Consider the following 20,981-nt stretch of genomic DNA (forward strand, 5'->3'; position numbering starts at 1 on the left):
ACTACGATTTAATCGTTGCTGCCAAAGCGCTGGGAACGGGGGATGACACCTTACCCCACTGACCTGAAAAAACCAATGAGTTCAAACGCTACTTGAAAATCAGAAGCTCTGACCTCGCTGGCCTGTTCATTTGTTTTATCGAGGCGGAGATGACCCAATGGCAGAAAAACAGCATCAAAACTTGGCTAACGACAAAACTTAGGCAAATTTTCAAGCTGCCTTTATGAGCAAGGGTGATTTCTAAACCCATAGGGACTTTCGTCGTTTTGAGCGGATTTGATCGCCGTGACTTGCAGGAGCTTTGCGCATCCATAAAAACGCTCTTTGTAAAATCTCTTATGAGATTAAACATCTCAATAAAAGACTTATTGCAAGTCTCAATATCTCACTTAAGACAAAATTCACACTAAAACTTTCAAATAGACCCAGCTCTTAGGATGATTGGAGATAGGTTAAGACTTGCTAAAGTCACGGTGCCACTGCAAAGCTGTGCTATAAATTGAGAATTATATGCAATAACTAGCTTTCAAAAAATCATTAATGCAATATGTCATCACCTTTGTGGCCACCCTTTACCTATATCGCCGACCCCCATTCTCAAAGACAGCGCTGGAGACGTGGCATGTCTAAGCTGATTTCCCTTGCCGAAGCTAAGGTGGGCGATCGCTACTGCATTATGAAATTAATGTGCAACAATACCCAGCAACTGTTGGGGATGGGCTTGGCACCGGGGGCAATAATTAGCATCCTCCATCGGGGCGATCGCGGGGCAGTTATGGTGGCTCTTGACTCAAAGCGGTTTTGTGTGAACCACGAGCTAGCCCAAAACATCTTGCTCAAAGAGCTGGAATTGGCAGCTGTAAACCTACGCAGTGCCCCCATTGGTGCTCGCCTGCGCATTATCGGCTATGCCCCTACGACCCCCAGTTACAAACGCAAATTATTAGCCATGGGTTTAACCCCCGGCACCGAAGTTGAGGTTGTCCGCCATGCCCCCTTGGGTGATCCCACAGATATTAAGGTGCGAGGCTTTCATTTGAGCTTGCGTAAGGATGAAGCTGATGCTCTCAAAGTCCATCTGCTCTAGCAAAGGAGTGTGACATGGCAGCAACAATTGCGTTAATTGGTAACCCAAATTGTGGCAAAACAACCATTTTCAATGGTCTTACGGGGGCAAATCAGCGGGTGGGAAACTGGCCAGGAGTTACTGTTGAGCGCAAGGAAGGCCGCTATCGCGATCGCGACATCACTGTCCAAGTTGTGGATCTACCGGGGGTCTATGCCCTCGATGCCGAGGATAGCACTGGCTTAGACGAGCAGATTGCCCGCAAGTTTCTATTGGCGGGGGAATATGACTTGGTAGTGAATATTCTGGATGCCGCTAACTTAGAGCGCAATTTTTACCTCACATCGCAATTGCTTGATCTAGGAGTCCCCCTCATCCTTGTCCTCAACATGATGGATGTGGCTCGTGCCGCCAAAATCAAGATGGATATCCCAGCCTTGAGCCAGCGCTTAGGTCTGCCGGTGCTGCCTTTTTGTGCCAAACAACAACAGCATTTTGCTCAACTGCGGCAAACTATTCGCACCGCCTTGGCAGCACCACCTGTTTCCAGCGTTAGTGTGCCCCAACCCCCTGTGATTGAAGAGGCTATTGCTGATTTGCTGACTCAAGGCCTCAAAAATCGGGCACAGGCCTTGGCTTGGCTGCAATATATTGAATCAGTTCCCAATGATGTTGTAGCACCACTACGCCAATGGCGAGAGCGGATTCACCAGACCCTAGGAGAAGACATAGACCTTGTGATTGCCGATAGTCGCTATGGCTGGATTCAGCACCTAATGGCTGAGGTTCTGGAACAGGGCGATCGCCTGACAACAACAGTCTCCGATCGCATTGACCGCATTGTACTCAACCGCTGGTTGGGAATTCCCATTTTCTTGGCCGTCATGTACTTGATGTTTCTCATCTCAATTAATGTGGGGGGTGCCTTTATTGACTTTTTTGATATTGGTGTCGGAACGCTGGTTGTGGGTTGGCCAACCCAAGTGCTGGAAACATTCAATGCCCCCGGTTGGCTCATTGGTCTTCTGGCAGAGGGGGTGGGGGGCGGTATCCAAACAACGGCAACATTTATTCCTCAAATTGGCTTGCTCTTTATTTTTCTCACACTTCTTGAAGATTCTGGTTATTTAGCACGGGCGGCCTTTGTCATGGATCGGTTGATGCGCTGGCTGGGCTTACCCGGTAAGTCCTTTGTACCGATGATGGTTTCCTTTGGCTGCAATATCCCCGGCATTATGGCCACCCGCACACTCGAGAATCGGCGCGATCGCCTGATGACGATTTTGATGAATCCCTTTATGTCCTGTGGTGCCCGCCTACCGGTCTATGCTCTGTTTGTTGCTGCTTTCTTCCCCCGCAACGGCCAAAATATCGTGTTTTTGCTTTATGTGGTGGGAATTGCCGCAGCCATCTTCACAGGATTCTTGATGAAGCGCACCCTCTTTCAAGGAGAGATTGCTCCGTTTGTAATGGAGTTGCCCCCCTACCGTTTACCCACCTTCAGAGGGGTACTGCTGCGGGCTTGGGAGCGGCTAAAAACCTTTCTTAGTCGAGCAGGCAAGATGATTGTTGTCCTTGTCGTCATCCTCGGACTGCTCAACTCTGTCGGCACCGATGGTCGCTTTGGCCAAAAGGATAGTACTCAATCGATTTTGAGCGCCTTTAGTCGCCAAATTACGCCGATTTTCTCGCCAATGGGGATTCAGTCCGACAACTGGCCAGCAACCGTGGGACTCTTTACGGGGATCTTTGCCAAGGAAGTGATGGTGGGAACGATGGATGCCCTCTATACAGAGTTAGCTCGCCAAGAAGCTCAAAGCACTGAAGCCGGGGATACACCAGAAGAACCCTTTTCAGTTTGGGGGGGATTGCAGGAAGCAGTGCTCAGCATTCCCAAAAATCTCAGTGAGCTGGGACAACGGGTGCTTGATCCTTTAGGGTTCCATGTGTTGCAAGAGGCAGATAACCCCGAAGCAGCGGCTGAACTTCAGAGCGTGCACTACACAACATTTGGCCAGATGGCACAACGGTTTGGCACGACAACGGCAGCGATCGCCTTCCTGCTCTTTGTTTTGCTCTACTTTCCCTGTGTATCGGCCACTGCCGCCGTCTATCGAGAAACCAATTTGGGCTGGACCATCTTTGTAGCGGCTTGGACAACGGGATTGGCCTACTGGGTCGCCACTGCTTACTACCAACTCATGACCTTTGCGGCGCATCCGATGTTCTCGTTGATTTGGTTACTGGCTCTAGGGGCAGTGATGGGGATGGTAATCATGGCCTTGAAATATTGGGGCGATCGCCAGCGGTTTTCCTCGCCACAGGGGACATGATTATGCTCTTACAACTACAGGACTATATTCAGAAGCACCACGTGGTTTCCTTGGAAGAATTGGTTGCCCATTTTCAGGTACCGCCAGCGATGATTGAACTGATCCTTAGCCAACTCATCCGCAAAGGACGGGTGAAAAAAATCATCCCTAGCCACTGTGGCGGCTGTTATCAGTGTGGCTCTTACCCTCTTGAACTTTACGAATGGAGAATCAACAATGCTATCCCAAGCAATGACCAACCGGCTCAATGAGCAAATCAACCTTGAGATTTATTCAGCACATCTCTACTTGCAGATGAGTTCTTGGTGTGCCCACAAAGCCCTTGAGGGTTGTGCGGCCTTCCTTAGTCAACATGCTGATGAAGAAATGGCACACATGCGGCGGCTTTTGAACTACATGCATGAAACCGGCGCCTTGGCAATCCTAGGCGGTATGGAAGCTCCCCCACACACATTTCAGTCCCTGAAGGAGATGTTCAGTAAAGTTTATGAGCATGAACAGTTTGTGACTCACAAAATTAATGAGTTAGTGCAGTTAGCGGATACGGAGCCTGACTATGCGACGTTGCAATTTTTGCAGTGGTATGTGGCCGAGCAGCACCAAGAAGAGTTTTTGTTCAAGAGTATCCTTGACAAAATTGAACTGATTGGCACGGAGGGGCAAGGACTCTTCTTTATTGATCAGGAAATTGGCAGGCTTGCCCAAACCAAAGGAACCACGACAATGCAGTCAACACCCGCAGCCTAAAGAGAAAAGGGTGCCGCTTGAGAAAGTGTCATGTGCCGCTATAGGAGTGCCCAAGGACTCAGAGTATCTTTTAGGTAGTGAGGAGTGATTCGCAAACAAAAGTCTCGGGGTCGAAACACGGCAAGACTCCCGGGGCTTTTTATTTTGGGCGAAAACCGTTACGTTAAAGAATATGCCTTTGCGAATTTCTGGCCAGCGATCGCTCAAAACGCTGCCGGGTCACAGTACGCGACCCACAAGTGCCAAAGTCCGCCAAGCCATTTTCAATATCTGGCAGGGTCGCCTCCAAGGATGTTGCTGGCTGGATTTGTGTGCTGGTACGGGTGCCATGGGAGCGGAAGCCCTGCTGCGGGGTGCCCAGTGGGTAGTGGGTATTGAGCAGTCTCCCCAAGCCTGCCAAGTCATTCGTGACAACTGGTCAGCCGTTGCCCAACCCCATCAGCACACGCTGGTTTTGCGGGGAGATGTACGCCAGAAATTGCCGCAAGTCCCTATTCCGCAGTTTGACTTTATTTACTTTGACCCCCCCTACAATGGTGATTTATATCTACCCGTTCTCCAGTTGCTTTGGCAGGAGAAGCGTCTCAGCCCTAAGGGGGAAATTGCTGTTGAGTGTCGCACCAAAAATCCACCAGATTTAGAGGCGATCCTAGCGATCGGCTGGCAGCAGCAACGCATTAAAACCTATGGCAGCACGACAGTACTCTTCTTGGTTTGTTACAAAAATTAACATTTACAGACATTGGTGGTGCTGAATTGGTAGCACGGCAGTTGCAGGAGGCTATGCAGGCACGGTACATTGTCCATGAATATTCTTCAGCGAGTCATTGTGTGAGTCTCAGCTTTGGGGTGGCAGCCCTGATTCCGGGGGGCAGTGATTCTCCCTTAGAGCTTTTTAACGCAGCGGATCAGGCGCTTTACGATGCTAAACGCCAAGAACGCAACCGCATTGTTGTCCGCCCCATTGTCAAGTCGCCCACAGTGCCTCGTTAGTGGTTCCTTTATGGGGATTTCTTATGCAAACTCGCCCCCTCGGCCGCACAGAGATTCAAATTACACCGCTGATTCTTGGCACTTGGCAAGCAGGCAAACGCTGGTGGGTCGGTATTGAAGATGAGGAGTCCATTCGCACGATTCGTACCGCTGTCGAAGCAGGGATGACCACCATTGATACGGCTGAGGTCTATGGGGATGGTCATTCAGAGCGGATTGTGGCCGCCGCCGTGGGAGACTTGCGCGATCGCTGTGTCTATGCGACGAAGGTGTTTGCTAACCACTTGCGCTACAAGGAGGTGATTGCCGCCTGCGAGCGATCGCTGCGCAACCTCAACACCGACTACATTGATCTCTACCAAATTCACTGGCCCGCCGGTTCCTTTGGCTCGGAAATCGTGCCCATCGAGGAAACCATGCAGGCAATGGTGGAGTTGCAAGTGGCGGGCAAAATCCGTGCCATTGGGGTCTCCAACTTTTCCCGTGCTCAACTGGCGGAGGCGATGCAGTACGGACGCATTGAGAGTGTCCAGCCCCCCTATTCCCTCTTTTGGCGTTGGGCAGAAACAGAACTCATCCCCTTCTGTATTGAGCATGAGATTACGGTTTTGGCCTACTCCTCTCTGGCTCAAGGGTTACTCACGGGTCGCTTTGGCCCCGGCCACCAGTTCGATCCCGAAGATAACCGCGCCAAAAACCAACTTTTTCAGGGGGAAACTTACGCCCGTGCCCTTGAAGCCATTGAACTGATGAAGCCCATTGCCACCAGCTTGGGCACAACGATAGGGAATTTAGCCTTGGCGTGGCTACTCCATCAACCGCAAACCTGTGCCATTGTTGGTGCCCGCCATCCAGAGCAGGTGCTAGAAAATATCAAAGCGGCTGACCTCCACTTGGATGAGTCGATTTTGGCCATGCTCGATGAAATTAGCCAGCCAGTCATCGCCACCCTTGATTCGGAGAATCCAGTAATGTGGAAGTGGTAGTTCAGATTCACCAATGTGTTTATGGAACTCCTTGGTCTTGGTGCAATTGTTCTCTACTTCTTAATTGCCCTGCGCTTTTGGCAAGGGTTTCACCGCACGTACTACACACAATCGCGCTTTGTCCTCAGCGTGCTGTGGCTACCGCTGCTCATGAATAAGTCCTATCGGGAAAACTTTCGCCGCGCACTGCTGGGCTAGGTGACTGGGGCGATTTGGCTGATTGGCGGCACCCAAGAGAGTCGCTGGATTGCCCAATTAATTGTCTGCCAAGGGTTTCCCTGCTGGGTGAGCGTGACCACAGCGGCGGCCTGCCATCTTTATGACGCGCATCCGTTGTTGAGTTGCCATATCGAGCGCTTGACCCCTGAGCGTGCCCGTGAGTTTATCGAGCAACATTCGATTCGAGCCGTAGTGGATGCGTCCCATCCCTTTGCGGTGGCAATCTCTGCCCTTGCCATTGCCATCAGCCAAGAATTTGGCTTGCCCTACCTGCGCTTTGAACGCCCAGCATTTCCGCCAGTTCTTGGCATCTATACTGATTTGCCAACACTGCTGCAAGGGAATCTCCTCATGGGTGAGCGGGTGTTGCTGACCCTAGGAGTCAAACATTTGGCAGCTTTTGTGCCCCTCCAGCGTCAGGCTACCCTCTTTGCACGGATTTTGCCCACAACAAGCGCACTGGAGGCTGCCTTGGCGGCGGGGTTCGATCGCCAGCGCTTAATTGCCATTTTCCCCCCCGTATCGCGAGAGTTAGAGCGCGCCCTCTGGCAACAGTGGCAGATTACAACGGTGGTGACCAAGGCCTCGGGTACCGAGAGTGAGCAGATCAAACAGGCGATTGCCCGTGAGCTGGGGGTGAAGCTGATTACACTGCAACGCCCGCCTATGGTTTATCCGCGCCAAACAAGCGATCGCGCTGGTATCGAGGCCTTTTTGCAGGAATTAGCCACCTCTAAACAAAGCGATCAGTCACCGCCCCCAGACTACTAGAAGACACTAGCTTAGCATACTTGGCCAATACCCCACGGGTATAGCGAGGTGCCGGGGGCTGCCATTTAGCCCGCCGCGCTGCCAGTTCTTCCTCACTGACATTCAGTTGCAGCAGCCGCTGATGGGCATCAATGGTGATCGAGTCTCCCTCCTCCACAAGGGCGATCGTCCCACCCACTGCCGCCTCCGGAGCCACGTGACCCACAACCATGCCATAGGTTCCACCAGAGAAGCGACCATCGGTAATGAGGCCGACACTATCCCCTAAACCGGCACCAATAATGGCAGAGGTGGGAGCCAGCATTTCTCGCATCCCCGGACCACCCACAGGGCCTTCATAGCGAATGACAATGACATCGCCGGGGTTGATCTTGCCGGCAAGAATGGCATCAAGACAGGCTTCCTCGGAGTCAAAGACGCGGGCCGGCCCAGTAATTTGGGGATTTTTCACGCCGGAGATTTTGGCCACAGCCCCCTCACTGGCTAAATTACCCTTGAGAATGGTCAGGTGGCCAGTGGCGTAGAGAGGCTTGTCAAACGGACGAATCACCTCTTGGTTGGGGTCGGGGGTATTGGGCACATCCCGCAGCCGCTCGGCAATGGTTTCCCCCGTAATCGTGAGGCAATCCCCGTGGAGCAAGCCAGCATTGAGGAGCATTTTCATTACTTGGGGAATGCCCCCTGCCCGATGTAGATCCGCAGTCACGTATTTACCCGAGGGCTTGAGATCGCAGAGAACGGGCACCCGCTGGCGAATGGTTTCAAAGTCATCAATGGTGAGGGGAACCTCGGCACTGTGGGCGATCGCCAGAAAGTGCAGCACGGCATTTGTCGAGCCACCGATCGCCATAATCACACTGAGGGCATTTTCAATGGATTTGCGGGTGATAATATCGCGGGGTCGAATATTCTTACGAATCGCCTCCACCAGCACCTTGCCCGCTAACTCTGTATTGTCGGCTTTTTCAGCATCCTCCGCTGTCATTGTTGAGGAGTACATCAGGCTCATGCCCATGGCTTCAAAGGCTGAGGACATTGTGTTGGCCGTGAACATCCCGCCGCAGGAACCCGCCCCCGGACAGGCATGGTGTTCAATCGCATGGAGCGTCGCCTCATCCATTTTGCCGGCACTAAACTGACCCACGGCTTCAAAGGCGCTAACAACCGTCAGGTCTTGACCCTGCCAATGACCGGGCTTAATCGTGCCCCCATAGACAAAAATGGCGGGAATGTTCATCCGTGCCATGGCAATCATCGCGCCGGGCATATTTTTGTCGCAGCCACCGATCGCCAGCACCCCATCCATACTTTGGGCATTACAGGCGGTTTCAATTGAATCAGCAATCACATCCCGCGAGACCAAGGAGTATTTCATCCCCTCCGTGCCCATGGAAATACCATCGCTGACCGTAATTGTGCCAAACAACTGCGGCATCCCCCCCGCTGCGCGAATGCCTGCTTCGGCGCGACTGGCAAGGGCGGCAATCCCCATATTGCAAGGGGTAATCGTACTGTGGGCACTGGCCACCCCAACAATCGGCTTGTTGAAATCGTCATCGCCAAAGCCCACGGCTCGCAGCATGGCTCGGTTGGGGGTGCGTTGAACGCCTTCTGTAATGATGCGACTGCGCCAGTTTTCTGCCATAGTGTTCTCGCGATCGGCCTAAACGTCAATAAAGCATCCTTCTATTTTCCCTCACCCGTGGGCGATCGCTCTAGCGGCCAAGCCAAATAAAAGCCTAAAGCCGCAAACAACCCTAGGCCAGACAAATATTTCACACTGTTGGGAATCAGGGGATTGGGCGACCAGAAGCCCTCGATAATGCCCGCAATCACCAAGAGGGGAACAATGCCAAACATCAGTTGTGCTGCCAAAGCGCCATTGCGTTTGAGTGCGCTCAGGCGACGGTAACGCCCCGGCAAGAGAATCGCTTGCCCCAACAACAGACCCGCAGCGCCGGCTAGAAAAATTGCAGGCAGCTCCAAAGCACCATGGGAACTGACAAACGCCCAAAAGGGATACCCTAGGTTGTTTTGCGCCACCAAGGCAGCGATCGCCCCGATATGCAGACCGTTATTCCAGAGGATATAGAGGGTTCCTAGTCCCCCTAGGATGCCGCCCGCTAGCATTGTAAAAGCCACACTCAGGTTATTGGTCATAATGGCACTGGAGGCTAGGGGTTCAACCCCCACGATCGATCCCATCCAGAGCTTGCCCTCCTCTTCCACGAGGGACAGAATGTCTGAGGGCACCACCAGCTCCAAAAATTGGCGATCGCTCCACGCATACCACCAAGAGATCGCCGCCGCCACCAGAAATACCCCCAAGGCAAAGGCCGTATAGACCCATGTTTGCTGGACAACCGCTGGGAAGCCCCGCTGGAAAAACCACCAAACTTGGCGCCAATCTTGGGAGCGCTCACCCTGATAGACTTGGCTATAACTCCGCAAGGTGAGACCCTGCAAATAGTTGACGATGCTACTGCCCAAGCGGCGAGTTTTTGCCCGCGCTAAATCCGCACTAACCAAGCGGTACAACTGACTGAGGCGGCAAATCTCCGTTGCCGATAGCGCTTGAATCCCCTCTGTCTCAGCACGGTTGAGGAGGTGTTCTAGCTCTAGCCACTGCGGCTCTTGGCGGATCAGCCAGCGTTCAACATTCATGACTATCCGATTCCTCTTGAATTGCCCCCAAAAAAGACTCTAGGCGTTTGCGGGGAATGTAGGGCCAGCCGCCATTGGTTTCAATATCCCGCAGTAGTTTATAGAGCGCTTGGCGGTTGGTGGGCAAGGCCGCTTGAAACTGATTGTTACAAATTTCACGATGCAATTGCTCTAAAAGCCGCAGCAATGCCAACAGGTCATGGACATTTCCATTGGCTCGCTCAGCCGCGATACGGATCCGTTCAGCAAGGGCGTTGAGGTCGGTTGTACTTAAAGAGGATGGTGAGGAAATCATTTTTTCTATTTTTTCTATAAAGCTTTTTGAACTAAGAATAACGATGTTCTAGCACAATTGCTACGATCGTATTACCAAAGAAAGAGGTTTCTGACCATGTTTCGGACACCTGTTGCCCTTGTGGGGGCAGCAACGTTGAGCCTCAGTCTGGCGATCGCCCCGCCTGCTTTCGCAGAAATGGAAGTGGAAGTGGCTCGCGACAGTAGAGGCCGTGTTTACACTGTGGATATGGATTCCCGTCGCTTTTATAGAAATAGGAATGGCATTATCCAAGTGGATTTTAGCCTCTCGACCCTTGGCGACGATTACTGGCATCGGGCAACCGCCTCCTGTAATCCCTATGACATTAAAAGTGAGTATTACGGTTGGGAGTGGACGGGAACCAAAAGCTATCCCCCCGGCACGATAGCGGGTGATATTGCCCGTGCGGTCTGTCGTCGTTAACCTGCTGCTGCACCAATACCCCGTGCAAGGTCAGCGGGAGCAAAAACCCCTAGCTCTGTGATAATGCCGCTAATTAAATGGGCAGGGGTGACATCAAAGGCAGGGTTGTAAAAATCTACCCCAGCGGGTGTAATGCGGCTAAACCCCACCTGATAAATTTCTTGAGGGTGTCGCTCCTCAATGGGAATTTCCGCCCCAGTGGCAATTTTGGTGTCAATTGTAGAAAGGGGGGCGGCGACAAAGAAGGGAATGTTGTGGGCTTTGGCGGCAAGAGCCACACTATAGGTACCAATTTTGTTGGCGGTATCTCCATTCAGGGCAATGCGATCGGCACCCACCACCACCGCATCAATCATCCCCCGCTGCATACAGTGCGCCGCCATCGTATCCGCCAGCAGGGTGACAGGAATGCCCTCTTGCACACATTCCCAAGCGGTTAATTTCGCTCCCTGAAGACGAGGACGAGTTTCATCGGCATAGACTCGCTCCAAGCGACCCGCCGCCCAAGCCGCACGCACCACCCCTAACGCTGTTCCATAGCCTGCTGTCGCTAGGGCACCGGCATTGCAGTGGGTAAGCAAGCGCAACTTCTCGGGTGTTTTCGGCAGGACACTCAGGCCGTTTTCACCAATGGCTTGACAGGTTTGCACATCTTCACGGGCAATGGTTTGGGCGGTTTCAAGAAGGTGCTGCTGGAGTTCCTCAAGGCTGGCTGTGGCTTGCTGGGCTGCCCCAAGCATGCGATCGATGGCCCAAAATAAATTCACTGCCGTGGGGCGGGTTTGCCGCAATTCGGAAGCGACATTCTCTAGGTGAGCCAAGAAGCCCTCGCGATCGCTCCCTGTGTATTCCCGTGCCCCTAAGACCATACCAAAAGCTGCTGCCACACCAATCGCTGGCGCACCCCGTACAATCATCGTCCGAATGGCGGTGGCCATCTCCGCTGCGGTGGTGATGTCCTTGAGTTCATACTGTTCTGGCAAGCGGGTTTGGTCAATTAACTGCACGCGATCGCCCGCCCACACCACAGGAAAGATGGTTCCGACATTTGCTGTGACAGCCACAACAGCCTCCGTGCTCACTAAAATTGAATACAAATCATAACCCAAGGGAGAGCCTATTCAGGCTAGAATTTAGCCCCCTAGGCAAAGGTCAGTTCACCATTCACCTCGAGACGGGTAAATTGGTTGGGAATCAGAAACTGCTCCCCCAAGGCTTCCGCCACACTGGGAGTAATCCAGCCCAGTTGCTTCAACAGTTGAATGGCAACGGCATACTTAGCACGCTTCGCACCATCACTCACCTTAATCGCCAATCCCATCCCTTCGCCCACACGACCCACACACTGAATCCCCTCAGCTCCGGACTTACTGAGGATTTCCCCCTCCGTGAGGCGCATCAGCTCGCTATCAAAGGCACCGGGACCGGCAACAAAATCAGGGTGGTGGGTCATGGCACGAACGACGCGCTCCATTGCCCAGTCATTGCCCGAGGCCAGTTGGCCGTAAAGGGTAGCCATCTGCACCAGTTGCATCAAATACGTGGGCGCCCCACAGTCGTCGTGGGCACAGATAAATTCTGCGGCGGGCATCTTCAGTAGTTCCGCCACCTTGGAGAGGATCAGAGCCTGAACGGGGTGATTTTTGTGCAGATAACTTGCCAATGGCCAATTACGCTGTTGACAAACCGCTAGCATCCCCGCATGTTTACCCGAACAGTTGTGCTGCAGTGCCCCTTGGCGGCCGGGGGGAACGGGACATTGCAAGGCGGTGGGATCCACATCGGCACGCCAGAGGATGTTAAAGACTTGGCGCACTTGCTCAATACGACCTTGGTGAGAGCTACAGATAATCGCGAGGTCGCGATCGCTCAAGTCAAACCGCTCCATCGTTCCCGTGGTGGTCACTGCCAAGGCTTGAAAGGGCTTGAGGGCAGAGCGGATAAAAGCAGCGGTTTCAGCGTTTCCTGCAAGGGCAAGAATTCGCCCCCGGGCGTCACAGACCACGGCATGGGCATGGTGGCGCGACTCAACAATCCCTTCCCGCAGTAAGCAAACATCGAGGAGAGGGGCTTGGGTGCGTTTGGACATAGGTTCGGTCATGCAGGTCAATGAGCAACAATATCAGCAGCAGCTACAGGAGTGCCCAAGCAAGGGTCAGTCCCAAAGAAAAGATCACGAGCGCCAAAAGGGTTACCTGTAACCGTTGTAAAATCGGGCGCAACTCGTAGGTATAGATCAGGCGATCTTGAGCCAATTCAGCTTCGGGTTTTTGCCACTCCTGACCGTCGTACCAGCCTGTTTCCTCATAAATGACGGTGGGACGGTGCAGGCGATCGCCCACGTAGGCCCAACCGAGTACAAGGCGCAAAAGAATCAGCAACAGCAGGAAGTTTGCTCCTAGCGCCCCAGCGAAGAAAACATGTAGGGGTGCCTCTTTCAGAGAAAAGCTGGCGATCGCCACCGGACCACTAATGAGCCAAGCCATCCCCCACAGCAGTAGCAAACGCCGTTGAAAGCGTGGCCGCGGCCAACTCGACCATTCAAAAAACCAAGAGGCTTTGAGGTCACGATATTCGTTGATCGGTCGTTGATCTGCCGGGACAGGACAGAGAATCTGAGACACAGTGGCACAAGTTCAAGGACGCTGTTTCCAGCATACCAGTCTCGCTGAAATCGTGGATCGCCACACCATGCATGAAATCGGGCGATCGCCCCGTACACTAGAGGGTGTCACGCCTACCCCGCGTCTAGTGGGGGGAAAACTTTGTTGCTATATTGATTATTCCCTAGCTCCCTTGCGGCACCTTTGATGGAATGGCACCAGTCTGACGTTGCACAACTACGGGTTATTGACCAGTTGCTGGCCGGGCACAACCTGAGTCCAGCACAGTACGATATTACGCGCCGTGTGATTTATGCGACGGGGGATTTAGAATATCTGAATTTGATTGTCTATTCAGAGCAGGCCCTGCAATCCGGTGTGGCTGCCCTTGCCGCTCATACCCCGATTGTGGTGGATGTGACGATGGTGCAGGTGGGGGTGCTCTCCTACACCCAAAACACCTTTGGCAATCCCATTTACTGTGGGGCAGAAACCTTCACCCGTCCGCAGCAGGAAAAGTCCCGCATTGCTTTTGGCATAGAAACCTTGGCACGACGCCATCCCACGGCTATTTTTGTCCTCAGTAGTGATCATTCAGCCCTAGAACCTCTCCTGACTTTAGTGGAGGCTCAGGAAATTCGCCCTGCCTTAATTATTGACGCTGCCCCCAATTTTCTCCCCCCCATTTTGGATCGCCTGCAAAAGTCTTGGGTGCCCCACATCTCCATTAAGGGTTGCAAGGGGGGCGTGAGCGTTGCCACAGCAATTATGAACGGTTTACTCAAGTTGGCTTGGACGGCCTATGGTGACCCCCTTCCCTGAGACAAGTGAATGGCTCTGTATCGGCCAAATTGTCGGTGCCCACGGCCTGCGGGGGGAGGTGAAGGTCAAGCCCTTTAGTGATTTTCCCGAACGCTTTACCGTAGCGGGTTCTCGTTGGTTGCGATCGCCCCGGCAGCTCCAACCCTATGCGGTTACCCTTGTGCGCGGGCGATTTTTACCCCGTGTCGAACAGTTTGTGGTTACCTTTGCCGAAGTCAGCGATCGCACCGCAGCGGAGGCACTCAAGGGGGCAGAAATTTTAGTCCCCGCTAGCGATCGCCCACCCCTTGCTGCAAATGAATACCACCTCATGGACTTGATTGGACTCGCCGTGTATCACCACGGTGAGCGAGTTGGCGAAGTGGTGGGCTTGGTCAATGCCGGCAATGACCTACTAGAAGTGCAGTTACTCGACCCAGCGCAAGAAGCCCGCCGATCAGTGTATATTCCTTTTGTGCCAGCCATCGTGCCGCTGGTTGATCTAGCAGCCCGCAGAATTGAAATTGATCCCCCCTTGGGGCTGTTGCCCTGATCAATCCCTACCAAAATCGTTAATAATAGGGATACTTCTATTTTTTAGCCCCGACTCTTGAGATTGTTGTTGAGTGAGTTGCCCCAACCCATCCCTTAAAACCCATTAATTCCACCTTGACGGTAGCCTTTACTTGAGCGATCGCGATCGCCCTACCGTTTGCCCCTTTGTAGAGATTTCAGAGCCTTTGAGAGACAGCATGAGCATTGGTAAAGTTCGCATTTATGACCTATCAAAAGAACTCAACCTAGATAATCGAGATTTATTGGCGATCTGTGAACAGTTGGGAATTGCCTATAAAAGTCACAGCAGCACAATTTCCGATGCCGATGCCGATCGCATTCGCGAAGCTGCCAAAACCTATCAACCCCATAGTGCCTCTCCCCGTAAAGTTTCAAAAACACCTCCTCCTGTGAAGAAAGCCGCAGCCCCTCCAAAAACGCAGCAAATTGTTGCTGTCCACACTCAACCCCGCTCTGAGACACCAGAAGCGCCCAAGCCTCAATTACAACAACCTCCCGCTCGTCCCCAAGCACCGCAGCCCCCTGCGCGACCCACACCCCCTGCGCCGGTTGCCACCAAGCCAGTGGAACCTGTGGCGCCCAAACCCCCTACACCTCCCGCAAAACCCGAACCGACACCACCGCGTCCAGCGCCTACTTTAGTCCCCCCGCCCGCCCGCCCCACCAAGAAAGCGGAAAAAGTCGCTGCGGCTCCCCCGCCCCGCAAAGAGCTAAAGGAACCCCCCAAAAAAGAAAAGGTGGCGATCGCTCCTGCGAAACCCAGCAGTCAAGATCGCATTGAAATTGTCCAGCGGGCAGTTCCCCCGGCACCCGTCAAGCCCCCGGAAATGGCGCCCAAGCCAGCTTTACCAGAGCTACAACCGCCACCCAAACCCGTTGCGCCAGTCCTGCGGGCACCAAATCCACCCAAGCCCGTCACCGAAACCGTTGAGGTACTCGATGACAAGTCCGTTAGCAAAGTCATCAAAGACCGCCACCGTCACAAAGACTTTGATGATGAGGAGAACAAACGGAAATCCTCTCGCGTTGTCAAGTTGCGTGAAGAAGTCATTGACGAAGAGGAAGAACTAGAACTCACCAGCCGTTTGGTCGGGGTACACCAAGTAACCGTTGATGTCAGCCAATCGCTGCAACGGCCACCCAAGCCCAAGGCGCCTCGTCCTGCCCGCCCCGTTACACCAGCGGCGAAAACCGAAAAAAGCAGCGAGAAAAAACAACCCCGGCATCGCGATCGCCGTCACGAAGAGCCAGCCGAAGCACCACCGCCCGATCACATTACGATTGAAGGCCCGATGTCAGTGCAGGAGTTGGCCAGTTTAGTGCGTCGCCCCGAAGCGGAAATCATTAAAATTCTCTTCTTTAAGGGAATTGCCGCCACCATCAACCAAACCCTTGAGGTGGAAACAATTGAACTCGTGGCCAAGGAATTGGGGATTACGGTGGAAACGGCACAGCAGAAAGCCGAGGCCACAAAAGTCACCGAAATGCTGGAGTCGAGCGACCTCGATCACCTGCAACGGCGTCCACCCGTAGTCACGATTATGGGTCACGTGGATCATGGCAAAACCAGCCTTCTCGATGCCATTCGCAATGCCAAAGTGGCCCAAGGGGAAGCAGGCGGCATCACCCAACACATTGGCGCCTACCACGTGGATGTCGAACACAACGGCGAAAAACATCAGGTCGTCTTTCTCGATACCCCCGGTCACGAAGCCTTTACCGCCATGCGGGCACGGGGGGCACGGGTCACCGATATTGCTGTTCTCGTGGTTGCTGCCGATGATGGGGTGCAACCTCAAACCATTGAAGCCATTAGCCACGCCAAAGCAGCTAAAGTGCCGATCATTGTCGCCATTAACAAAATTGACAAAGAGTCTGCCCAACCGGAGCGGGTCAAGCAGGAACTCACCGAATACGGCTTGGTGCCCGAAGAGTGGGGGGGCGACACGATTATGGTTCCCGTCAGTGCCCTGCAACAGCAAAATCTCGATACGCTCCTAGAAATGATCCTGCTGGTGGCTGAGGTGGAGGATCTCTACGCCAATCCCGATCGCCCTGCCAAAGGCACCGTCATTGAAGCCCACTTGGATCGGGCACGGGGACCTGTGGCCACATTGCTGGTACAAAACGGTACTCTGCGGGTCGGCGATATTCTGGTGGCAGGTGCCTGTTTTGGTCGGGTTCGCGCCATGATTGACGATCGCGGGCAGCGTGTCGAGGCAGCAACCCCCTCCTTTGCTGTCGAAGTCTTGGGTCTGGCGGATGTCCCTGCTGCCGGGGATGAATTTGAAGTCCTCAGCGATGAAAAAGCCGCCCGTGCCCTTGTGGAGGAGCGAGCCGCCGCTCAACGCCAATCCCGCCTTGCCCAAGCCGCAGCCGCCCGGCGGGTCTCCCTTACCTCGTTGTCCAGTCAAGCCCGCGAAGGGGAACTCAAGGAACTCAATCTCATTCTCAAAGCCGACGTTCAAGGTTCCGTCGAGGCGATTTTGGCGGCGCTCAACCAACTGCCCCAAGATCAAGTACAGTTGCGAGTCTTGTTGGCTGCCCCCGGCGAAATTACTGAAACCGATGTTGACCTTGCCGCCGCCAGTAGTGCCGTCATCATTGGCTTTAATACGACCCTTGCCTCAGGGGCACGCCAAGCGGCTGAGCAGCACAATGTTGATGTCCGCGAATACAACATCATCTATAAGCTCCTCGATGATATTCAAGGGGCAATGGAGGGGATGCTGGAACCCGAACTGGTCGAGGAAGAACTGGGTCAAGCCGAAGTGCGAGCTATCTTCCCCCTCAGCAAAGGAGCTGTGGCCGGTTGTTATGTCCTCAATGGCAAGCTCGTGCGCAACTGCAAAGTACGGGTGCTGCGCCAGCAAAGCGTCATTCACACAGGCATCTTGAGTTCGCTAAAACGCATGAAGGACGATGTCCGCGAAGTTGCGGCGGGCTACGAATGTGGTGTGCGCTTGGATGATTTTCAACAATGGCAGGAAGGAGATATTATTTACGCCTTCCAAACAGTAACAAAACGTCGTAGTCTTGGCAGCGGTAGCGATAGAAACTAAACTGAGTCAAAGTTGATCAATTGATAACTCTAAATTCAAGATCAACCTGATGTGAGGAGAGCGCTATGGGACTGCACCGTCGTACGTTTTTGCGCCGTGTGGCACAGGGGATGGGGGCAATCGCGATCGCCACAGGGAGTAAAACCCTACTCACGGCCTGTGCCGGCAATGTCGATTCGACCTCTGGAACGTCAACTACGGGCACTGTCTCCAGCAAAGGTCTCCTCAATCCCGGTACATTGGCTTGGGGGGCTGAGGCGATTAGTGGTGCTCCCTACGTTTTTTACGACCCAGTTGATCCCGGTAAGTTGATTGGCTTTGAGGTGGAAATTGCCGACGCAATCGCCCAACTAATGGGGGTCAATGCCGTATTCGTTGCCACTGCCTACGATCAACTGTCCGCTGCCCTTGCCGCCAATCGCTTTGACATGATTCTTAACGGTTGGGAGATCACCACCGATCGCGATCGCACCCAACTCTTTTCCCAGCCCTACTATCGCTATGGCCAACAGATCGTTGTCCGAGCCAATGACCCCCGTTTTGAGCAATACACTGCCACGAGTGAAGTCACACTGGCCAATCTGGCTGGCATGACTGTCGGCACTGGCATTGGCTACAAAGCCCAAGAAATTCTTGAAAGGGACAAAAACATTAAAACCCGTGCCTACGATGGCAACCTGCCCTTTGATGATCTCGCCCAAGGGCGGATTGATGCCGTGATGCTAGACTATCCGATTGTTGCCTACTATGTTCTTGGCGCCGGTCCGGGGGGCACAGTGAACAATAGCCTGCGTCCAATTGGTGTCCCGATCTTTTTGAATAACTATGTGATTGCCTTTAATAAGAACAACCCCAAAGGAGAAACCCTCAAAACAGAAGTTGATCAAGCCATCGACATCCTCAAGAAGGACGGCACATTACGCCGCATCTACGAAAAATGGAAAATGTGGAATGATCAACAGACCCAAATTGGGATTGTGTGACATCCTCCCGACGCTGACCCTACGGTTCTCAACCTCACTTCTCGCTTGTGGGGCGAGGGATGACTAAAATCGTGAGGATGGTATTAGGGAGCAGGGCAAGCAGGTTAATCCAGCGGCTCATACTTGGATCCTACTCCCTTGTATCCAGTATTAACCCAATTGATTGAGGGGAGGCTGGCCACGCATTTGCCGTAAGGCATTTAGACACAGGGGACAATCACAGCCAAATAGCGCGATCGCGGTATTACTTTCTTCCTCAGTAAACTCTAGTACAGGAGGGGGCAGCGAACCATTATCACGACTGGCTTGCAGTTTTGTTTCCTGAGCGCCTAGGCGAGTACAGACCAGTTGAAACTTCTGGTGGGGATTAGTGACACACTCACTGCTTTCTGGAGGTGGCACGGGAATGGGGGTACTGAGTTGGGCATGGGCAGGTGCAATCAATGCGACCAAGCTCAGGACGGATCCCAAAAAGGTAGGGCTGACTAAAAGAGCGAGACGCAAAGCTGACATAGGGTTTCCTCACAACTTGTTACTTGATTTTGGAAAAGGTCTGTATCGCTAGTCTAACGATGATTGCTTGATTTGGCACAGCCGCGCAATATTCTGAATGCGAAAGCTCATCTTGCTCTTAGGATTGAGATTGTCGTTGCTGGCAATTTGTCGTAGGGCAGGGGATGCGATCGCCCACAATCAGGGTACGCCACTGTTCTGGTTTTAGGCGGGTTTGTGCCACCCGTTGCAGATCTGCTGCCGTTGCGGCTTTAACGGCTCGCTGATAGCGGAAGATAAAATCCTTGGGCAAATCGTAGTATTCGTAGCGCAGGAGACGATTGAGAATTTGCAGGCGATCGCGAAAATTAAAGACAAAGGAGTTGAGAATACTGTCTTTGGCGTAGTTCAGTTCTGCGGCACTAACGGGTTCCTGTTGCAGTCGCTGGATTTCCTGCCGTAGGGCGCTGAGAAACTTGGCTGTGGTTTCTGTTTGCGTTTGGCCAACGCCATAAAACACCCCCGGATAGTCAAATTCGGGACTCCAAGCGGCATAAACACTATAGGCCAAGCCCTGGCGCGATCGCACTTCATTGAAAAGACGCCCACCAAAGCCATTGAGAACCCCATTGAGAACATAGAAGTTAAACACGTCCGGATCTTTGAGCGTCCCCCCCAATTGCCCCGTGTAGATATAGCTTTGGGAGAGATGGGGGCGATTAATCACCACCGTTGTTGGCGACGTATCAACTGTTACCCTAGGTAAGGGGGGCAAAGGAGGTAAATTCGGTGGATCTTGCCATGAGCCAAAAATTGCTTCAAGGCGATCGCCCATTTGCGAGGCATCAAAGTCGCCCACCAAGCCCAAAATACAGCGGGAGGGAGCGAGGTACCTGCGGTAAAACTGCTGCACATCCGCCGGTGTGATCTTGGCAAGGGTCTCTAACTCTTGGGTGCGGGCATAGGGACTCTCAGCACCGTAGATCAGCTTGTAAAATTCCCGTTCTGCTTGGGCATTGGGTTGATCATCGCGGCGTTGAATGATCCCTTGCCGCCGCCGAATCGCCAGTTCAAATCGCTCTGGTTCTACTGCTGGCGCTTGGAGCATCTCCGCCAGTTGGCTTAGAACCGCTTTACTGTGTTCCTTGAGGCTGTTGAAATTGATCCGTCCTAAACTTTTGCCGACACCCGATTCAATGGCTGCTGCTCGATCCTCAAGCCATTGGTCAATTTCAGCGGCACGATGAACTTGGGTGCCACCCGTGCGAATCAGGTCGCCACTGACTTCTGCCAAACCCACCTGAGCCGGCGGATCCCAACGACTACCTGCCCGAAAGATTAAGGTGCCTCGCACCAAGGGCCACTCGTGATCCTCTAGGAGATAGACCACCATCCCATTGGCCAACTGACGGCGTTCATAGGCCGGCACTTGAATTTCCGGTAAGGGGGGAAATGTCAGCTCAGTGTAGTGCTTGGGGGTCATGGCTGCTGCCAAAGGGGGTGGGATCAACCATAGCAGGAGAGCCACTACGAGTCCAAGGCAAAGCGATCGCCCCACTGGACGGCGTCTTTGGAGCCAGACAGCCATCGAGAGAAAAAGAATAAAAATAATCCGATAGGATGAAGCCAACATATAACTGTTTTCTAAATTATGGGATATGTGAGGGGGATATCATCCTCTCCCAGAGCAGTTTTCACAGTTTTAAGTGTGTTCCATCGATGTGAAAAAGACTGCCAGCCATGAAAATTACATTACACTGTTAAGAAATGCTTAACTTATTCCAAGTATTGTCAGGATAAAGACTGCACTGCAACCCAGTAAATTTTCTGTAAACAGAATAAAATCTCACGTCCTAGAATAGCAAGTGAGTCTCTTCATCAATACCGGCTTGATTGGGGAGTTTCTAGTGAAAACCGTTCCGTCATGAGAATTTGCCGAGGCGATT

The 20,981-nt window shown here is 53.0% G+C and carries 23 protein-coding genes; 15 read left to right on the forward strand and 8 right to left on the reverse strand.

Annotated elements, in window-relative coordinates; genetic code table 11:
* The first annotated feature begins 622 nt into the window (after positions 1–622).
* From RHP47_RS11520 to RHP47_RS11560, 9 genes are all read left to right on the forward strand, one after another.
* Positions 623–1,087 (forward strand): ferrous iron transport protein A, encoded by a 465-nt coding sequence (locus tag RHP47_RS11520; protein ID WP_190278087.1) that lies wholly within the window; start codon positions 623–625, stop codon positions 1,085–1,087.
* A 14-nt stretch (positions 1,088–1,101) separates the two neighbouring features.
* A complete protein-coding gene (feoB, locus tag RHP47_RS11525; protein ID WP_310840548.1) occupies positions 1,102–3,399 on the forward strand; it encodes a Fe(2+) transporter permease subunit FeoB in 2,298 nt (765 codons plus the stop codon).
* Positions 3,396–3,650 (forward strand): FeoC-like transcriptional regulator, encoded by a 255-nt coding sequence (locus RHP47_RS11530; RefSeq protein WP_149821022.1) that lies wholly within the window; start codon positions 3,396–3,398, stop codon positions 3,648–3,650. The genes feoB and RHP47_RS11530 overlap by 4 nt, the downstream gene beginning before the upstream one ends.
* Entirely contained in the window at positions 3,616–4,146 is a 531-nt protein-coding gene (ftnA, locus tag RHP47_RS11535; RefSeq protein ID WP_149821024.1) for a non-heme ferritin, read from the forward strand. The genes RHP47_RS11530 and ftnA overlap by 35 nt, the downstream gene beginning before the upstream one ends.
* A 172-nt stretch (positions 4,147–4,318) precedes the next feature.
* Complete coding sequence (gene rsmD, locus RHP47_RS11540; protein WP_286649667.1) at positions 4,319–4,876, forward strand: 16S rRNA (guanine(966)-N(2))-methyltransferase RsmD; 558 nt, start codon at positions 4,319–4,321, stop codon at positions 4,874–4,876.
* Positions 4,861–5,139: a diguanylate cyclase gene (locus RHP47_RS11545; RefSeq protein ID WP_310840549.1), complete on the forward strand. Its 279-nt coding sequence runs from the start codon at positions 4,861–4,863 to the stop codon at positions 5,137–5,139. The genes rsmD and RHP47_RS11545 overlap by 16 nt, the downstream gene beginning before the upstream one ends.
* Positions 5,140–5,162: 23 nt before the next feature.
* Positions 5,163–6,125, forward strand: coding sequence for an aldo/keto reductase (locus RHP47_RS11550; protein WP_310840550.1), 963 nt, complete (start codon positions 5,163–5,165; stop codon positions 6,123–6,125).
* A 21-nt stretch (positions 6,126–6,146) separates the two neighbouring features.
* The gene (locus RHP47_RS11555; protein WP_206200825.1) at positions 6,147–6,323 is read left to right on the forward strand and encodes a hypothetical protein; all 177 of its coding nucleotides are present in this window, start codon (positions 6,147–6,149) and stop codon (positions 6,321–6,323) included.
* Positions 6,324–7,115, forward strand: coding sequence for a cobalt-precorrin-6A reductase (locus RHP47_RS11560; protein WP_286625812.1), 792 nt, complete (start codon positions 6,324–6,326; stop codon positions 7,113–7,115).
* Here the strand turns inward: RHP47_RS11560 and ilvD are convergent.
* The 3 genes from ilvD to RHP47_RS11575 are packed head-to-tail and all read right to left on the reverse strand — an operon-like array spanning position 7,078 to position 10,074.
* Positions 7,078–8,760, reverse strand: coding sequence for a dihydroxy-acid dehydratase (gene ilvD, locus RHP47_RS11565; protein WP_149821036.1), 1,683 nt, complete (start codon positions 8,758–8,760; stop codon positions 7,078–7,080). The genes RHP47_RS11560 and ilvD overlap by 38 nt on opposite strands.
* A 41-nt stretch (positions 8,761–8,801) precedes the next feature.
* Positions 8,802–9,779 carry a stage II sporulation protein M gene (locus RHP47_RS11570; RefSeq protein ID WP_286649669.1) on the reverse strand — a complete coding sequence of 326 codons (978 nt, stop codon included), beginning with the start codon at positions 9,777–9,779 and terminating at the stop codon, positions 8,802–8,804.
* The gene (locus tag RHP47_RS11575; protein ID WP_286625814.1) at positions 9,769–10,074 is read right to left on the reverse strand and encodes a hypothetical protein; all 306 of its coding nucleotides are present in this window, start codon (positions 10,072–10,074) and stop codon (positions 9,769–9,771) included. The genes RHP47_RS11570 and RHP47_RS11575 overlap by 11 nt, the downstream gene beginning before the upstream one ends.
* A gap of 96 nt (positions 10,075–10,170) precedes the next feature.
* On the opposite strand from RHP47_RS11575, the gene RHP47_RS11580 reads away from it, so the two are divergent.
* Complete coding sequence (locus RHP47_RS11580; protein WP_149821042.1) at positions 10,171–10,518, forward strand: hypothetical protein; 348 nt, start codon at positions 10,171–10,173, stop codon at positions 10,516–10,518.
* On the opposite strand, the gene mtnA is transcribed toward RHP47_RS11580, so the two are convergent.
* The 3 genes from mtnA to RHP47_RS11595 all read right to left on the reverse strand — a co-directional run bounded on the left by mtnA (position 10,515) and on the right by RHP47_RS11595 (position 13,142).
* Positions 10,515–11,582, reverse strand: coding sequence for an S-methyl-5-thioribose-1-phosphate isomerase (gene mtnA, locus RHP47_RS11585; RefSeq protein WP_149821044.1), 1,068 nt, complete (start codon positions 11,580–11,582; stop codon positions 10,515–10,517). The genes RHP47_RS11580 and mtnA overlap by 4 nt on opposite strands.
* Before the next feature lie 77 nt (positions 11,583–11,659).
* Positions 11,660–12,607, reverse strand: coding sequence for an asparaginase (locus tag RHP47_RS11590; RefSeq protein ID WP_255451666.1), 948 nt, complete (start codon positions 12,605–12,607; stop codon positions 11,660–11,662).
* A 43-nt stretch (positions 12,608–12,650) separates the two neighbouring features.
* Positions 12,651–13,142, reverse strand: coding sequence for a CGLD27 family protein (locus tag RHP47_RS11595; protein ID WP_310840551.1), 492 nt, complete (start codon positions 13,140–13,142; stop codon positions 12,651–12,653).
* A gap of 1 nt (position 13,143) precedes the next feature.
* Here RHP47_RS11595 and RHP47_RS11600 point away from each other — a divergent pair, with 1 nt between their 5' ends.
* The 5 genes from RHP47_RS11600 to RHP47_RS11620 all read left to right on the forward strand — a co-directional run bounded on the left by RHP47_RS11600 (position 13,144) and on the right by RHP47_RS11620 (position 18,543).
* Positions 13,144–13,329: a hypothetical protein gene (locus RHP47_RS11600; RefSeq protein ID WP_310840552.1), complete on the forward strand. Its 186-nt coding sequence runs from the start codon at positions 13,144–13,146 to the stop codon at positions 13,327–13,329.
* Positions 13,329–13,943: a precorrin-8X methylmutase gene (locus RHP47_RS11605; protein WP_149821050.1), complete on the forward strand. Its 615-nt coding sequence runs from the start codon at positions 13,329–13,331 to the stop codon at positions 13,941–13,943. Before RHP47_RS11600 ends, RHP47_RS11605 begins: the two co-directional genes overlap by 1 nt.
* On the forward strand, positions 13,924–14,475 hold the full coding sequence (gene rimM, locus RHP47_RS11610) for a ribosome maturation factor RimM (RefSeq protein WP_149821052.1): 552 nt from the start codon (positions 13,924–13,926) through the stop codon (positions 14,473–14,475). Before RHP47_RS11605 ends, rimM begins: the two co-directional genes overlap by 20 nt.
* Positions 14,476–14,674: 199 nt before the next feature.
* Complete coding sequence (gene infB / locus RHP47_RS11615; protein WP_310840553.1) at positions 14,675–17,560, forward strand: translation initiation factor IF-2; 2,886 nt, start codon at positions 14,675–14,677, stop codon at positions 17,558–17,560.
* 65 nt (positions 17,561–17,625) lie between these two features.
* Positions 17,626–18,543, forward strand: a complete 918-nt coding sequence (locus RHP47_RS11620) for an ABC transporter substrate-binding protein (RefSeq protein ID WP_149821056.1) — start codon at positions 17,626–17,628, stop codon at positions 18,541–18,543.
* 150 nt (positions 18,544–18,693) lie between these two features.
* On the opposite strand, the gene RHP47_RS11625 is transcribed toward RHP47_RS11620, so the two are convergent.
* Both RHP47_RS11625 and RHP47_RS11630 read right to left on the reverse strand, forming a co-directional pair.
* Positions 18,694–19,056 carry a hypothetical protein gene (locus RHP47_RS11625; protein WP_190278089.1) on the reverse strand — a complete coding sequence of 121 codons (363 nt, stop codon included), beginning with the start codon at positions 19,054–19,056 and terminating at the stop codon, positions 18,694–18,696.
* 118 nt (positions 19,057–19,174) lie between these two features.
* Positions 19,175–20,668 (reverse strand): pitrilysin family protein, encoded by a 1,494-nt coding sequence (locus RHP47_RS11630; RefSeq protein ID WP_310840555.1) that lies wholly within the window; start codon positions 20,666–20,668, stop codon positions 19,175–19,177.
* Between the last annotated feature and the right edge of the window lie 313 nt (positions 20,669–20,981).

This window comes from Thermosynechococcus sp. QKsg1 (assembly GCF_031586415.1).
In the GTDB taxonomy this organism is placed as follows: Bacteria; Cyanobacteriota; Cyanobacteriia; order Thermosynechococcales; family Thermosynechococcaceae; genus Thermosynechococcus.